Source organism: Sporosarcina koreensis (genome assembly GCF_000826145.2).
GTDB classification, from domain to species: Bacteria; Bacillota; Bacilli; order Bacillales_A; family Planococcaceae; genus Sporosarcina; species Sporosarcina trichiuri.
Window position 1 is genome coordinate 244,132 of sequence record NZ_LN651335.1, and the last position, 16,584, is coordinate 260,715.

13 protein-coding genes are annotated in these 16,584 nt (G+C 50.8%); all 13 read left to right on the forward strand.

Going from position 1 to position 16,584, the window contains the following annotated elements; all coding sequences use genetic code 11:
- Positions 1 to 78: 78 nt before the first annotated feature.
- The 13 genes from BN1190_RS02700 (at position 79) to rplB (ending at position 16,531) form a co-directional block, all read left to right on the forward strand.
- Positions 79 to 681 carry a class I SAM-dependent methyltransferase gene (locus BN1190_RS02700; RefSeq protein ID WP_040285473.1) on the forward strand — a complete coding sequence of 201 codons (603 nt, stop codon included), beginning with the start codon at positions 79 to 81 and terminating at the stop codon, positions 679 to 681.
- A 305-nt stretch (positions 682 to 986) separates the two neighbouring features.
- Entirely contained in the window at positions 987 to 4,529 is a 3,543-nt protein-coding gene (gene rpoB / locus BN1190_RS02705) for a DNA-directed RNA polymerase subunit beta (protein WP_179860733.1), read from the forward strand.
- 103 nt (positions 4,530 to 4,632) lie between these two features.
- Complete coding sequence (rpoC, locus tag BN1190_RS02710; RefSeq protein ID WP_040285475.1) at positions 4,633 to 8,232, forward strand: DNA-directed RNA polymerase subunit beta'; 3,600 nt, start codon at positions 4,633 to 4,635, stop codon at positions 8,230 to 8,232.
- Positions 8,233 to 8,358: 126 nt separating this feature from the next.
- Positions 8,359 to 8,607 (forward strand): ribosomal L7Ae/L30e/S12e/Gadd45 family protein, encoded by a 249-nt coding sequence (locus BN1190_RS02715; protein WP_040285476.1) that lies wholly within the window; start codon positions 8,359 to 8,361, stop codon positions 8,605 to 8,607.
- A 101-nt stretch (positions 8,608 to 8,708) separates the two neighbouring features.
- Positions 8,709 to 9,128: a 30S ribosomal protein S12 gene (rpsL, locus tag BN1190_RS02720; protein WP_040285477.1), complete on the forward strand. Its 420-nt coding sequence runs from the start codon at positions 8,709 to 8,711 to the stop codon at positions 9,126 to 9,128.
- A 35-nt stretch (positions 9,129 to 9,163) separates the two neighbouring features.
- Positions 9,164 to 9,634: a 30S ribosomal protein S7 gene (gene rpsG / locus BN1190_RS02725; RefSeq protein WP_040285478.1), complete on the forward strand. Its 471-nt coding sequence runs from the start codon at positions 9,164 to 9,166 to the stop codon at positions 9,632 to 9,634.
- Between the two features lie 51 nt (positions 9,635 to 9,685).
- The gene (gene fusA, locus BN1190_RS02730; RefSeq protein ID WP_040285479.1) at positions 9,686 to 11,764 is read left to right on the forward strand and encodes an elongation factor G; all 2,079 of its coding nucleotides are present in this window, start codon (positions 9,686 to 9,688) and stop codon (positions 11,762 to 11,764) included.
- Positions 11,765 to 11,883: 119 nt separating this feature from the next.
- A complete protein-coding gene (gene tuf / locus BN1190_RS02735) occupies positions 11,884 to 13,071 on the forward strand; it encodes an elongation factor Tu (RefSeq protein ID WP_040285480.1) in 1,188 nt (395 codons plus the stop codon).
- Positions 13,072 to 13,755: 684 nt separating this feature from the next.
- On the forward strand, positions 13,756 to 14,064 hold the full coding sequence (gene rpsJ, locus BN1190_RS02740) for a 30S ribosomal protein S10 (RefSeq protein ID WP_040285481.1): 309 nt from the start codon (positions 13,756 to 13,758) through the stop codon (positions 14,062 to 14,064).
- Between the two features lie 46 nt (positions 14,065 to 14,110).
- Positions 14,111 to 14,740: a 50S ribosomal protein L3 gene (gene rplC / locus BN1190_RS02745; RefSeq protein ID WP_040285482.1), complete on the forward strand. Its 630-nt coding sequence runs from the start codon at positions 14,111 to 14,113 to the stop codon at positions 14,738 to 14,740.
- A 25-nt stretch (positions 14,741 to 14,765) separates the two neighbouring features.
- Positions 14,766 to 15,389 (forward strand): 50S ribosomal protein L4, encoded by a 624-nt coding sequence (gene rplD / locus BN1190_RS02750; RefSeq protein ID WP_040285483.1) that lies wholly within the window; start codon positions 14,766 to 14,768, stop codon positions 15,387 to 15,389.
- Positions 15,389 to 15,673, forward strand: a complete 285-nt coding sequence (rplW, locus tag BN1190_RS02755; RefSeq protein WP_040285484.1) for a 50S ribosomal protein L23 — start codon at positions 15,389 to 15,391, stop codon at positions 15,671 to 15,673. The genes rplD and rplW overlap by 1 nt, the downstream gene beginning before the upstream one ends.
- Before the next feature lie 27 nt (positions 15,674 to 15,700).
- Positions 15,701 to 16,531 carry a 50S ribosomal protein L2 gene (gene rplB, locus BN1190_RS02760; RefSeq protein WP_040285485.1) on the forward strand — a complete coding sequence of 277 codons (831 nt, stop codon included), beginning with the start codon at positions 15,701 to 15,703 and terminating at the stop codon, positions 16,529 to 16,531.
- The last annotated feature ends 53 nt before the right edge of the window (positions 16,532 to 16,584 follow it).

Genomic DNA, 16,584 nt, shown 5'->3' on the forward strand with positions numbered 1-16,584 from the left:
GAGAAAGGCTCGTCTTTGTGACGGGCTTTTCTCCGTTTTTTTATACAATAAATCAGGCGGAGGAGGTCTGGGCGGAAGATGGCGGATCACTACTATACAAAAAATCCCGATGTCAAAAGCCAGCCCCGTCACTGGAGCACCGTACTGCGAGGGCGGAACTTCGCGTTCGCGACAGATGCAGGGGTATTCAGTAAGGGAGATATCGACTTCGGTTCCAAGCTGCTGATCGAAACGTTTCAGGTGCCCGGAACAGATGGGGATGTGCTCGATGTCGGATGCGGGTACGGGCCTGTAGGGCTGGCGGTCGCGTCACTGCTTCCCGAGCGGACGGTGCAAATGGTCGATGTGAATGAGCGGGCTTTGAGACTGGCCGAGACTAATGCGGAAAAGAATGCGATCGGAAATGTGGAAATCTTTTCGAGCGATGCGCTTGACCAAGTGACTGCCGGAGGATTTGCGGCAGTATTGACCAATCCGCCGATACGGGCTGGAAAAGAGACGGTCTTCAAAATTTATCGGCAGGCATATGACCGTTTGGCATCAGGAGGGGAACTGTGGGTTGTCATTCAGAAGAAACAGGGGGCGCCTTCCACGGAAGCGGAACTCAAGAAACTGTTTGGCAATGCAGAGATTGCGGCAAAAAGCAAGGGGTATTACATTTTCAAGTCGAAAAAACATTGACGGTGGATGGGCCTTGTGGTAGCATTATAAAATGCAACAATAAATATACTGCATTCGTATGCCTATTTATACACATTGCATAAGCAATGGAAATCTTAGGTATACTGACGTTGGATAAAAGATTGGTAAATCGAAAATGAGCTCTAGCCGGAACTCGTTTTCTTTTTGTTTTTTCGATATCATACACTATTTTTGTGATTTCGGAAAGACTTATTATGGGCTGTTTGGGCAGCATGGCGTGATTTTTGTGCCGGCTCGGAAGGATCATGCATGCCGAAATGGGCTCTATTATTGTCTTATGAGGGGTGAAAGAGTTGACAGGTCACTTAGTTCAGTACGGTCAACACCGTCAGCGCAGAAGTTTCGCGAGAATCAGCGAAGTACTCGATCTGCCGAATTTGATTGAAATCCAGACGGCATCTTATGAATGGTTTTTGGAAGAGGGCCTCAGGGAAATGTTCCACGACATCTCCCCGATCCAGGACTTCACCGGAAATCTTTCATTGGAATTCGTCGATTATCAGCTAGGCGAGCCTAAATATCCTGTGGACGAATCGAAAGAGCGCGATGTGACATTCGCCGCGCCGCTTCGTGTAAAAGTGCGGCTGCACAATAAAGAGACGGAAGATGTGAAAGAACAGGATGTCTTCATGGGAGACTTCCCGCTCATGACCGAAAACGGAACGTTCGTCATCAATGGTGCCGAGCGCGTCATCGTTTCCCAGCTCGTCCGCTCACCGAGTGTATATTTCAATGACAAGACAGATAAGAACGGCAAGCGCGGATTCGGGGCGACTGTCATTCCGAACCGCGGTGCATGGCTTGAATACGAAACAGACGCAAAAGACATCGTTCACGTGCGGATCGACCGTACGCGGAAATTGCCGATCACTGTTTTGATGAGAGCGCTTGGTTTCTCAAGTGACCAGGAAATCATCGACCTGATCGGTGACAACGAATACCTCCGAAACTCTCTTGAAAAAGATAACACGGAAAACTCCGAAAAAGCATTGCTCGAAATTTACGAACGCCTCCGTCCAGGAGAACCGCCGACATTGGAAAGCGCGAAGAATCTCCTCTTCTCACGCTTCTTCGATGCGAAGCGATATGACCTGGCGAATGTCGGACGTTACAAGATGAACAAGAAACTCCACCTGCAGAACCGTCTGTTCAACCAGACGATCGCAGAAACGCTGGTCGACCCTGAAACCGGCGAGATCCTGATCGAAAAAGGCCAGCTGATCGACCGCCGTACGCTTGATAAGCTGCTCCCTCATTTCGAAAACGGTTTGGGCATGGTGGAACTGTCACAGGCAGGCGGTGTATTGGATGAGCCAATCCGGATCCAGTCCGTCAAGATCTATGCACCAAAAGGTGAAGAAGGCCAGATCATCAACGTAATTTCCAACGGGTCCATCGATGATTCCATCAAACATGTCACACCTGCGGATATTATCGCTTCTGTCAGCTTCTTCTTCAACTTGCTCCATGGTGTCGGTACAACAGATGATATCGACCATTTGGGGAACCGCCGCCTCCGTTCAGTCGGTGAACTGCTGCAGAACCAATTCCGCATCGGTTTGTCGCGGATGGAACGTGTCGTCAAAGAACGGATGTCGATCAACGACACCCAGTCGATCGTCCCTCAGCAGCTCATCAATATCAGACCGGTCATCGCGTCCATCAAAGAGTTCTTCGGCAGTTCCCAGCTGTCCCAGTTCATGGACCAGACGAACCCGCTTGCGGAACTTACGCATAAGCGCCGTCTGTCAGCACTCGGACCGGGCGGACTGACACGTGAACGTGCCGGCATGGAAGTCCGGGACGTCCACTACTCGCACTACGGCCGCATGTGTCCGATCGAAACGCCGGAAGGTCCGAACATCGGGCTGATCAACTCCTTGTCCACCTTTGCGAAGGTCAACAAGTTCGGCTTCATCGAAACACCTTACCGGAAAGTCGACCCGGATACAGGACGTGTCACGGAACGCATCGACTATCTGACTGCAGATCTCGAGGACAACTACGTAGTTGCGCAGGCAAATGCGCCGCTCAACGATGACGGCACCTTCGTGAACGAAGAAGTTGTCGGCCGTTTCCAAGGGGACAACACGGTGTTCAAACGCGAACAGATCGACTACATGGACGTATCGCCGAAACAAGTTGTTTCCGCAGCGACAGCATGTATTCCGTTCCTTGAAAACGATGACTCCAACCGTGCCCTCATGGGAGCGAACATGCAGCGGCAGGCGGTGCCTCTCCTTAACCCGAAAGCACCGTTCGTCGGAACTGGTATGGAGCACGTATCTGCACGTGACTCAGGTGCAGCCGTCGTATCCCGCTATGAAGGGGTCGTCGAGCACGTGGAAGCGAAAGAGATCCGCGTCCGCCGCATCAGTGTCGTGGAAGGCAAGGAAGTCAAGGGTGACCTTGATGTCTACCGTCTGTCCAACTTCATCCGTTCGAACCAGGGGACATGCTACAATCAGCGCCCGATCGTCCGTGTCGGCGACCGTGTATCCAAAAAGGATATCCTCGCAGACGGACCATCCATGGAGAATGGTGAAATGGCACTCGGTCAGAATATCCTGATCGCCTTCATGACTTGGGACGGCTATAACTACGAGGATGCGATCATCATGAGCGAACGTCTTGTGAAAGACGATGTATTCACATCCGTCCATATCGAGGAATACGAATCGGATGCACGTGATACGAAACTCGGACCGGAAGAGATCACCCGCGACATTCCGAATATCGGTGAAGATGCACTGCGCAACCTGGATGACCGCGGAATTATCCGTATCGGTGCAGAAGTGCACGACGGCGACATCCTTGTCGGGAAAGTGACACCGAAAGGGGTTACTGAACTGACAGCCGAAGAACGGCTCCTGCATGCGATCTTCGGGGAAAAAGCCCGTGAAGTGCGTGATACGTCGTTACGCGTACCGCACGGCGCAGGCGGAATTGTCCTTGACGTAAAGGTGTTCAACCGCGAAGACGGCGACGAGCTTGCACCGGGCGTCAACCAGCTGGTGCGCGTCTATATCGTGCAGAAGCGGAAGATCTCGGTCGGAGATAAGATGGCGGGACGTCACGGTAACAAAGGTGTCATCTCCCGCATCCTCCCTGAATCGGATATGCCGTTCATGCCGGATGGTACTCCGGTGGATGTCATGCTTAACCCGCTCGGCGTGCCATCACGGATGAACATCGGACAGGTTCTGGAAATGCACCTTGGTATGGCGAGCCGTTCACTTGGTGTGCATATGGCTTCGCCGGTATTCGACGGTGCGAACGAAGAAGATGTCTGGGATACGATGGAAGAGGCAGGTATGGACCGTGACGGGAAAACCGTTCTCTATGACGGCCGTTCCGGAGAAGCATTCGACAACCGTGTGTCTGTCGGTATCATGTATATGATCAAACTCGCACACATGGTCGATGATAAGCTCCATGCCCGTTCCACAGGGCCATACTCACTCGTCACACAGCAGCCGCTCGGCGGGAAAGCGCAGTTCGGCGGACAGCGTTTCGGGGAGATGGAAGTGTGGGCGCTTGAAGCCTATGGTGCTGCTTATACACTCCAGGAAATCCTGACAGTGAAGTCGGATGACGTCGTCGGACGTGTGAAAACATACGAAGCGATCGTCAAGGGTGACAGCGTGCCGCAGCCGGGCGTACCGGAATCCTTTAAAGTTCTCATCAAAGAACTGCAGAGCCTTGGATTGGATGTCAAAATGCTTTCGGAAGACTTCCAGGAAATCGAATTGCGAGATCTGGAAGACGATGACGATATGCAGCCGACAGACGCATTGAACCTCATGAAAGAAGACCAGCCTGTCTGAAACCGTCAGGCGTAACCAATAAAAAAACGGGGGCACTGTCCCCCTTTTTGTGATGAACACAGGGCCAGCAAGGCAGCGACTAGACTAGAGGGAGGTAGGCTCCTTGGTAGATGTTAATAATTTTGAGTATATGAAAATCGGGCTCGCTTCACCGGATAAGATCCGTTCGTGGTCTTACGGGGAAGTCAAAAAACCCGAAACGATCAATTACCGCACATTGAAGCCTGAAAAAGATGGGTTGTTCTGCGAGCGTATTTTCGGACCGACAAAGGACTGGGAGTGCCATTGCGGTAAGTATAAGCGCGTTCGTTACAAAGGCGTTGTCTGTGACCGGTGCGGCGTGGAAGTCACCCGCCAGAAAGTGCGCCGGGAACGGATGGGCCACATCGAACTTGCAGCGCCTGTCACACACATCTGGTATTTCAAAGGGATCCCGAGCCGGATGGGTCTGATCCTGGATATGACACCGCGTGCGTTGGAGGAAGTCATCTACTTCGCTTCGTATGTTGTCGTCGATCCGGCTGATACGCCGCTTGAGCGGAAACAGCTGCTGTCCGAGAAGGAATATCGTCTGTACCGTGAGAAGTACGGCACGAAATTCACGGCGCTCATGGGAGCGGAAGCGATCGAACAGCTTCTGTCCGCAATCGATCTCGATAAAGAGACGGAGAGTCTGAAAGAAGAACTGAAAACAGTCCAGGGACAGCGCCGCACACGTGCGATCCGCCGCCTGGAAGTTGTCGAGTCCTTCCGTAACTCAGGGAACCGTCCGGAATGGATGGTTCTCGAAGTGCTGCCGGTCATCCCGCCGGAACTCCGTCCGATGGTACAGCTGGATGGCGGCCGTTTTGCAACGTCCGACCTGAACGACTTGTACCGCCGCGTCATCAACCGGAACAACCGCCTGAAGCGTCTTCTGGACCTGGGGGCACCTGGCATCATCGTGCAGAATGAGAAGCGGATGCTGCAGGAGGCCGTTGATGCTCTTGTCGACAATGGCCGCCGCGGCCGTCCGGTAACCGGTCCGGGCAACCGTCCGCTGAAATCCCTCTCGCACATGCTGAAAGGGAAGCAGGGGCGTTTCCGTCAGAACCTTCTCGGTAAGCGTGTCGACTACTCCGGCCGTTCCGTTATCGTCGTCGGACCGAACCTGAAGATGTATCAGTGCGGTCTGCCGAAAGAAATGGCGATCGAACTGTTCAAACCGTTCGTCATGAAAGAGCTTGTCGAACGCGGACTTGCACATAACATCAAGAGTGCGAAGCGTAAGATCGAACGCCTCCATTCCGAAGTATGGGATGTGCTGGAAGAGGTCATCAAGGAACACCCAGTTCTTCTGAACCGGGCCCCTACGCTGCACCGTCTCGGCATCCAGGCATTCGAGCCGATGCTCGTTGAAGGGCGCGCCATTCAGCTGCACCCGCTCGTCTGTACGGCATACAACGCCGACTTCGACGGTGACCAGATGGCTGTCCACGTGCCGCTTTCCGCGGAAGCGCAGGCGGAAGCACGGCTCCTGATGCTTGCCGCGCAGAACATCTTGAACCCGAAAGACGGAAAACCTGTAGTTACACCGTCCCAGGATATGGTTCTCGGTAACTATTACCTGACACTGGAGCGTGAAGGTGCAGTAGGAGAAGGGAAAACATTCAGCAATGTGAATGAGGCGCTGATCGCCTATCAGAACGGTCATGTCCATCTCCACTCCCGTATCGCCATCCAGGCAGGCTCGCTGAAAAACCCGACATTCACGGAAGAGCAGAACCGCAAACTGCTGATCACAACTGTCGGTAAGCTGGTATTCAATGAAATTCTGCCGGAATCATTCCCGTATATCAACGAGCCGACCCAGCAGAACCTCCAGGTGGAAACGCCGGATATGTATTTCGTCCCGGGGACAACTGATGTACGGGAACATATTAAAAATGCTGAAGTCGTTTCGCCGTTCGTGAAAAAATATCTTGGAAATATCATTGCGGAGATCTTCCGCCGTTTCCACATCACCGAAACGTCGAAGATGCTCGACCGCATGAAAAACCTGGGATTCAAATATTCCACACGTGCCGGCATCACGGTAGGTATCTCCGATATCGTCGTTCTTCCGGACAAACACGATATACTGCAGGATGCACAGGAGAAAGTGGACAAAGTGACACAGCAGTTCCGCCGCGGACTCGTGACGGAAGAAGAGCGGTATGACCGCGTCATCTCGTATTGGAGCCACGCGAAGGATGTCATCCAGGACAAACTGATGGGCTCCCTTGAAAACACAAACCCGATCTTCATGATGAGTGACTCGGGGGCACGTGGTAACGCGTCGAACTTCACGCAGCTCGCAGGAATGCGTGGACTGATGGCCAACCCGGCTGGACGTATTATCGAACTGCCGATCAAGTCATCGTTCCGTGAAGGTCTGACAGTACTCGAGTACTTCATCTCTACACACGGTGCACGTAAAGGTCTTGCGGATACAGCTCTGAAGACAGCCGACTCCGGTTACCTGACACGCCGCCTCGTAGATGTTGCACAGGATGTCATCGTCCGCGAAGACGACTGCGGAACCGACCGGGGACTTGAGATTACCGCGCTGACAGAAGGTGTGGAACTGATCGAATCCCTTGAGGAACGGATCGAAGGCCGGCACGCGAAGAAGAGAGTGCTCCATCCTGAAACAGGTGAAGTGCTTGCGGAAAAAGATCAGCTCATCACAGCCGACGTTGCACAGACTATCGTCAATGCCGGTATTACATCGATGTCGATCCGTTCGGCATTCACATGTAACACGAAGCACGGTGTGTGTAAGAAATGCTACGGCATCAACCTGGCGACAGGCGAAACGGTTGAAGTGGGAGAAGCGGTCGGTATTATCGCTGCCCAGTCGATCGGTGAGCCGGGAACCCAGCTGACGATGCGTACATTCCACACAGGCGGTGTTGCAGGAGATGACATCACATCAGGTCTTCCGCGTATCCAGGAGATCTTCGAATCGCGGAACCCGAAAGGTCAGGCTGTCATCTCGGAAATCAAAGGTATCGTTACGGATATCGACGAAATCCGCGAAGGACAGAAAGAAATCACTATCAAAGGCGACGTCGAGACGCGCAAGTACCTCGCGCCGTATAACGGCCGTCTGAAAGTGGCTGTGGAAGATACGGTCGAACGCGGTCAGGCACTGACGGAAGGCTCCGTCGATCCAAAAGAACTGATTGTCGTCAAAGACGTTTCGACTGTACAGGAATACTTACTGAAAGAAGTACAGAAAGTATACCGGATGCAGGGTGTTGAAATCGGCGACAAACACGTTGAAGTCATGGTCCGTCAAATGATGCGGAAAGTCCGTGTCATCGAAGCGGGCGATACGGAACTGCTGCCGGGATCACTTCTGGACATCCACCAATTCTCGGATGCCAACACAGAAGTCCTGAAAACGGGCAAACTGCCGGCAACAGCACGTCCTGTCATCCTCGGAATCACGAAAGCGTCGCTTGAAACGGAATCCTTCCTTTCGGCCGCGTCCTTCCAGGAAACGACACGAGTCCTCACCGACGCAGCCATCAAAGGCAAAACTGATGAACTGCTCGGCTTGAAAGAGAACGTCATCATCGGTAAACTCGTACCGGCGGGAACAGGCATGCAGCGCTACCGCGGCATTGAACTTGACCGCGAAGAGGAACTTGAAGAAGACGCAGTATCTGCAGAGTAATGATCAATGCAAACGGGAGGAGCCAGCCTCCTTCCGTTTTACATTTTTATTGTTGACACGGCTCCGCGCAGATGGTACTATACAAAAGGTTGATAGTTGAATGTCTGTACTTTGGAGGATATCATCATGTCTTATGATAAAGTCTCACAGGCAGAGAAGCTGATCATCGGTACAAAGCAAGCAGTGAAAACGATTCGCCGGAATAAGGCGCATGAAGTCTTCATTGCACAGGATGCAGAGGATCGGGTGACTGGTCCGGTAATTGAAGAAGCTGCCAGACAGGACATTCCGCTGACATATGTCGAATCGCGGACTGAGCTTGGGAAAGCATGCGGAATTCAAGTGGCTGCATCAGTGGTCGTCATCACTGATTAACGGTTTTTGCACGCATAAAAGTGCAAAACCTTTGTTTTTACCCAAAAATGAACCACCTGGATGTGTGGTCTTAAAAGAAGTTGGAAGGAGGAAAAAAACCGATGCCTACAATTAACCAATTGGTCCGCAAACCACGTAAATCGAATACTAGCGGCTCGAAAGCTCCGGCACTTGGAAAAACGTATAACAGTTTCAAAAAGTCGATGACTAACGTCAACTCGCCACAAAAACGAGGTGTCTGCACACGTGTGGGCACAATGACACCGAAGAAGCCGAACTCGGCCCTTCGTAAATATGCTCGTGTACGTTTGACAAACACTCTGGAAGTCAACGCATATATCCCTGGTGAAGGCCACAACCTTCAAGAGCACAGTGTTGTTCTGATCCGCGGAGGACGCGTAAAAGACTTACCGGGTGTCCGTTACCATATCGTTCGTGGTGCGCTTGATACTGCCGGTGTAACTGGCCGTATGCAAAGCCGTTCACACTACGGTGCGAAAAAGCCTAAAGAGAAAAAATAATAAAGCAGCAACTATTTTGAAAGGAGGAACACAACATGCCTCGTAAAGGTCCAGTTGCAAAACGTGATGTTTTGCCAGATCCGATTTATAACTCGAAGCTAGTTACTCGTCTTATCAACAAAATGATGGTAGACGGTAAAAAAGGTACTTCTCAGAAAATTTTATACGGTGCGTTTGAACTTGTGAAGGAGCGTTCAGGAAACGATCCGATCGAAGTGTTCGAAGCAGCGCTTAACAACGTAATGCCAGTTCTTGAAGTGCGTGCACGCCGTGTCGGCGGAGCGAACTACCAAGTACCGGTGGAAGTCCGTCCGGAGCGCCGTACGACTCTTGGTCTCCGCTACCTCGTGAACTATTCACGCACACGTGGTGAAAAGACGATGGAAGAACGTCTTGCGAACGAAATTCTTGATGCATCGAACAACACAGGCGCATCTGTAAAACGCCGTGAAGAAATGCACAAGATGGCAGAAGCGAACAAAGCATTCGCTCACTACCGCTGGTAAGATCCATTCGTTCACTAAATCGTTATTCCGATATGGAAGGAGCAATACAAAATGGGTAGAGAGTTCTCCTTAGAGAATACTCGTAACATTGGTATCATGGCTCACATCGATGCTGGTAAAACAACAACGACTGAGCGGATCCTTTATTACACAGGCCGAATCCACAAAATCGGTGAAACGCACGAAGGTGCATCACAGATGGACTGGATGGAGCAGGAACAGGAACGCGGAATCACGATCACATCGGCTGCGACAACAGCAAGCTGGAAAGGTCACCGCGTAAACATCATTGATACACCGGGACACGTAGACTTCACAGTTGAAGTTGAACGTTCACTCCGTGTACTCGATGGTGCTGTAACGGTCCTTGACGCACAGTCCGGTGTTGAACCGCAGACTGAAACAGTATGGCGCCAGGCAACGACTTACGGCGTGCCTCGTATCGTATTCGTCAACAAGATGGACAAAACAGGTGCAGACTTCATGTACTCTGTAGGAACACTCCATGACCGTCTTCAGGCAAATGCTCACCCGATCCAAATGCCGATCGGTGCAGAGGATGCTTTCGAAGCGATCATCGACCTGGTTGAAATGAAAGCGAACTTCTATCCTGATGACACTGGCATGAACGTAGAAGTCGGTGAAATTCCGGAAGAATACCGTGCAGATGCTGAAAAAGCCCGTGAAAGTTTAGTGGAAGCGATCGTAGACTTCGACGAAAACCTCATGGAAAAATATCTGGGCGGCGAAGAGCTGACAGTTGAAGAACTGAAAGCGGCTATCCGTAAAGCGACACTGGCTGTAGAATTCTACCCGGTCGTTTGCGGTACAGCATTCAAAAACAAAGGGGTCCAGCTCGTATTGGATGCAGTCATCGACTACCTGCCGGCTCCTACCGATCTTCCTCCAATGATGGGGATCAACCCTGAAACAGAAGAAGAAGAAGAGCGTAAAGCCAGCGACGATGCTCCATTCTCTGCGCTTGCGTTCAAAGTCATGACTGACCCTTACGTCGGTAAACTGACATTCTTCCGTGTCTACTCAGGCGTCCTGCAATCCGGTTCGTACATCAAGAACTCGACGAAGGACAAGCGTGAGCGTGTAGGACGTATCCTGCAAATGCACGCAAACCACCGTGAAGAGATTTCAGAAGTCCATGCCGGCGAAATCGCTGCTGCAGTCGGACTGAAAGACACAGGGACAGGCGATACGCTTTGTGACGACAAAGCTCCAGTCATCCTTGAGTCCATGGAATTCCCTGAACCGGTTATCTCTGTTGCGATCGAGCCGAAAACAAAGGCCGACCAAGACAAAATGGGTCAGGCGCTTGGCAAGCTGCAGGAAGAAGACCCGACATTCCGTGCACACACTGACCAGGAAACTGGTGAAGTCATCATCGCCGGAATGGGTGAGCTCCACCTCGACATCATCGTTGACCGCTTGAAGCGCGAATTCAAAGTGGAAGCGAATGTTGGTGCTCCTCAAGTATCGTACCGTGAAACATTCCGTCAAGGCGCTGAGGTCGAAGGTAAATTCGTACGTCAGTCAGGCGGACGCGGACAATACGGTCACGTTTGGATCGAGTTCGAACCGAACGAAGAAGGTGCAGGATTCGAATTCAAGAACGCGATCGTCGGTGGTGTCGTTCCTCGTGAATACATCCCGGCAATCGAGGCAGGCGTACGCGACTCACTGGCTAACGGTGTACTCGCAGGCTACCCGCTGATCGACATCAAGGCCCGTCTCTTCGATGGTTCGTACCATGACGTCGACTCCAACGAAATGGCCTTCAAAGTCGCTGCATCCATGGCCTTGAAAAACGCTGTCAACAAGTGTAAACCAGTACTTCTCGAGCCGACGATGAAAGTCGAAGTCATCATCCCTGAAGAATATATGGGAGACATCATGGGTGACATCACTTCACGCCGCGGCCGCGTAGAAGGTATGGAAGCACGCGGTAACGCACAAGTCGTCCGTGCAATGGTTCCACTTGCGGAAATGTTCGGTTATGCGACAGCACTCCGCTCGAACACCCAGGGACGCGGTGTATTCTCGATGGTATTCGACCACTACGAAGAAGTGCCGAAATCCATTGCAGAAGATGTTATCAAAAAGAATAAAGGCGAATAATTGAAATTCGTCTCCGATTCAAGTATAACTACTTTGTAAGTTATGATTCCGGAGTCATACGGCTCCGGTCCATATCTATAAAACTAAAATCACACTCAATTTAGAGGAGGAACTCCAAAATGGCTAAAGAAAAATTCGATCGGTCCAAAACGCATGCTAACGTCGGTACAATCGGCCACGTTGACCATGGTAAAACAACTTTGACTGCTGCAATTGCAACAGTTCTTGCAAAAAAAGGCGGCGGTGAAGCACGTTCTTACGCTGACGTTGATAACGCACCTGAAGAAAAAGAGCGCGGTATCACAATCAATACTTCACACATCGAGTATGAAACAGCAACTCGCCACTACGCACACGTAGACTGCCCAGGACACGCCGACTATGTTAAGAACATGATCACAGGCGCTGCTCAAATGGACGGCGGAATCTTGGTTGTATCTGCAGCTGACGGCCCAATGCCGCAAACACGTGAGCACATCCTTCTTTCACGTCAAGTAGGCGTACCTTACTTGGTAGTGTTCATGAACAAATGTGACATGGTGGACGACGAAGAACTTCTTGAACTCGTAGAAATGGAGATCCGTGATCTTCTTTCTGAATATGACTTCCCTGGCGATGACCTTCCAGTTATCAAAGGTTCTGCTCTTAAAGCACTTGAAGGCGAAGAAGAGTGGGAAGAGAAGATCGTTGAACTTATGGACGCAGTTGACGAGTATATCCCAACTCCAGAGCGCGATACTGACAAGCCATTCATGATGCCTGTCGAGGACGTATTCTCGATCACTGGCCGTGGTACAGTAGCAACTGGCCGTGTTGAGCGTGGACAAGTTAAAGTCGGCGACACTGTTGACATCATCGGATTGGCTGACGAACCAAAATCAACAACTGTTACAGGTGTTGAAATGTTCCGTAAGCTTCTTGACTATGCAGAAGCTGGCGACAACATCGGGGCACTTCTTCGCGGGGTAGCTCGTGAAGATATCGAACGCGGACAAGTACTTGCAAAGCCGGGTTCAATCACACCGCACACTAACTTCAAATCTGAAGTATACGTTTTGTCAAAAGAAGAAGGCGGACGTCACACTCCATTCTTCTCGAACTACCGCCCGCAGTTCTACTTCCGTACAACTGACGTAACTGGAATCATCACACTTCCAGAAGGCGTAGAAATGGTTATGCCTGGCGACAACGTTGAAATGACGATCGAACTGATCTCTCCAATCGCGATTGAAGAAGGAACTAAGTTCTCAATCCGTGAAGGCGGCCGTACTGTCGGCGCTGGCGTTGTAGCTTCTATCGAAAAGTAATCACCTTGAAAAGCCCGTCGGCGCCGACGGGCTTTTTTCTATGCCTGCTTGCTCAGCAAGCATGTAACGGCTGCCGATCAGCGCTACGCGCATAGAACCAGACCTACCATCCCTAAGCCGCCCAAGCAGCCGTGAGGAACACTCAAGCGGGCAGAGGATACGCTCAAACAACTAGAGGATACACTCAAGCAGCCTGAGAAACGCTCATGCAACTAGGACAAACGCTCAAGCAGAAGAAGGAACGCTCAAGCAACCAGAGAAACGCTCAAGTGAGTATGGGAAACGCTCAGGTATCTGCAAGAAACGCTCAAGCAACCAGGACAAACGCTCAAACAATCTGGTAGCCAGCCAAGCGCTCTGTCAAAAATCACACGACCACCTCCGAAAGCAATCCCCACAGCACAAACATCCCTCCTCAAATCTGATAAAATACAACTCACACCGCTCTGCACAGCAACATAACAGTTGCATCTCATGCCATTTCGTTCTATACTATAAAAGTTGTTAAAGAATATCGCTAAACCTATTGCGACATTCTTTTTTTATGTGTATAATGTTTAGTGTTGGTCTTTGACTGCGATGAAGCGGGAGGTTACCGACACACCCGGCCGCTTTGCCATGGCATGTGTGTGGGAAAATTTCCGTGGAGAATGTCTAGAAAATAGGCGAGAGGGAGGGAAAATAATGGCAAAACAAAAGATTCGTATCCGTTTGAAAGCGTATGACCACCGTGTGCTTGATCAATCGGCTGAGAAGATCGTTGAAACTGCAAAGCGTTCAGGAGCTAGTGTATCAGGTCCGATTCCATTGCCGACAGAGCGTTCGGTCTACACAGTTCTTCGTGCGGTCCACAAATACAAGGACTCACGTGAGCAGTTCGAAATGCGTACGCACAAACGTCTGATCGATATCGTCAATCCGACACCACAAACTGTCGACGCTTTGATGAAGCTTGACTTACCGTCTGGCGTAGACATTGAAATCAAACTCTAATGGCAAACAATAATACTATAACTAAAACATTCAGGAGGTGTGACAAATGACCAAAGGAATCTTAGGAAGAAAAGTCGGTATGACGCAAGTATTTGCTGAAAACGGCGACTTGATCCCCGTAACTGTAATTGCGGCTGCTCCAAACGTTGTTCTTCAGAAGAAGACAGACGAAACAGACGGCTACGAAGCAATCCAGCTCGGATTCGAGGACAAACGTGAAAAGCTTTCCAACAAACCAGCTATGGGACATGTTGCAAAAGCTGAAACGGCACCTAAGCGCTTCATTCGCGAAATTCGCGGAATCGATGCAGCTGAGTACGAAGTTGGTCAGGAAGTCAAAGTTGATACATTCGCAGAAGGCGATGTCATCGACATTACAGGAGTATCTAAAGGTAAAGGGTTCCAAGGTGTTATCAAACGTCACGGATTCTCACGCGGGCCTATGAGCCACGGTTCACGCCATCACCGCGCACCAGGTTCAATCGGATCTGTTGACGCACAGCGCGTATTCAAAGGGAAGAAAATGCCGGGTCGTACAGGCGGCAAAACCGTTACTATCCAAAACCTTGAAGTCGTGCGGGTTGATACAGAACGCAACTTGCTGCTTGTAAAAGGTAACGTTCCAGGCGCTAAGAAATCACTTGTCATCGTGAAAAGCGCAATCAAAGGGAACTAATTAACGAAGGAAGGAGGAAACACTAATGCCAAAAGTATCCGTAGTGAATCAAACTGGATCTGCAGCAGGCGAAATCGAACTGAACGACTCCATATTCGGAATTGAGCCAAACCAGGCAGTCCTATTCGAAGCATTGGTTCAGCAGCGTGCAGCAATGCGCCAAGGGAACCACAAAGTAAAAACACGTGCAGAAGTAGCAGGCGGCGGCCGCAAGCCGTGGCGCCAGAAAGGTACTGGCCGTGCCCGTCAAGGCTCGATCCGATCCCCGCAATGGCGCGGAGGCGGTATCGTCTTCGGACCGACACCACGCAGCTACAGCTACAAACTGCCTAAAAAAGTCCGTCGTCTTGCCCTTCGTTCCGCTTTGTCCAGCAAAGTGCGTGAAGAGGAACTGGTCGTATTGGAAGGTTTGACTTTCGATGCACCGAAGACAAAGGAATTCACAAAAGTGCTTGCTGATCTTTCAATCGGCAAAAAAGCATTGTTCGTCACTGCTGACCTTGATGAGAACGTAGCATTGTCTGCTCGTAACATCCCCGGAATCAGCGTTGTGACTGCAAACGGCATCAGCGTGCTTGACTTGGCTGCACATGATCAGCTCGTCATCACAAAAGACGCTGTTAAAAAAATCGAGGAGGTGCTTGGTTAATGGAAGCACGTGATGTATTGAAGCGTCCGGTCATTACCGAGCGATCTTCTGAAGCGATGGAGTTCAACAAGTACACATTCGAAGTCGACACTCGTGCAAACAAAACGCACATCAAACAAGCAGTCGAAGAAATCTTCGGAGTAACAGTGGAAAAAGTGAATGTCCAGAATTACAAAGGTAAATTCAAGCGTATGGGTAAACATGCAGGCTACACAAACAAGCGCCGCAAAGCGATTGTTACATTGACTGCTGACTCTAAAGATATCGAACTCTTCGACATCTGATCACAATAAACGAAGGAGGGAATACCAATGGCGATTAAGAAATACAAACCTACCTCCAACGGACGCCGTAACATGACGACTTCGGATTTTGCTGAAATCACAGCAAGCAAGCCGGAAAAATCATTGCTTGAGCCGATCAAGCGTAAAGGCGGACGTAACAACCAAGGTAGGATTACAGTTCGTCACCAAGGTGGCGGTCACAAGCGCCAATACCGTGTCATCGACTTCCAGCGCCGGAAAGATGGCATACCAGGACGCGTTGCTACGATCGAATATGATCCGAACCGTTCTGCCAACATCGCATTGATCAACTATGCGGATGGGGAAAAACGTTACATCCTAGCTCCAAAAGGATTGAAAGTGGACATGACTGTCATGTCAGGACCTGATGCGGACATCCGCGTAGGTAACACTCTTCCATTGGAAAACATCCCAATGGGTTCAACAATCCACAACATCGAGATGAAGCCTGGCAAAGGCGGACAGCTTGTCCGTTCCGCTGGTACATCCGCACAATTGCTCGGACGTGAAGGCAAATATGTCATCATCCGTCTGCAATCTGGTGAAGTCCGTATGATCCTTGCAGCTTGCCGCGCAACAATCGGCCAAGTCGGCAACGAGCAGCACGAACTCATCAACATCGGTAAAGCAGGACGTTCACGCTGGATGGGCAAACGCCCGACTGTCCGCGGATCTGTCATGAACCCGAACGATCACCCGCATGGTGGTGGTGAAGGACGTACGCCGATCGGCCGTCCAAGCCCAGTTACACCTTGGGGCAAGCCTGCTCTTGGTTACAAGACACGCTCGAAGCGTAACAAATCCGACAAACTCATCGTTCGTCGCCGCAAAAAATAATGTGATTGCACTGCGGTTCAATGACTGGACCGTAGTACAAACACAAAGGGAGG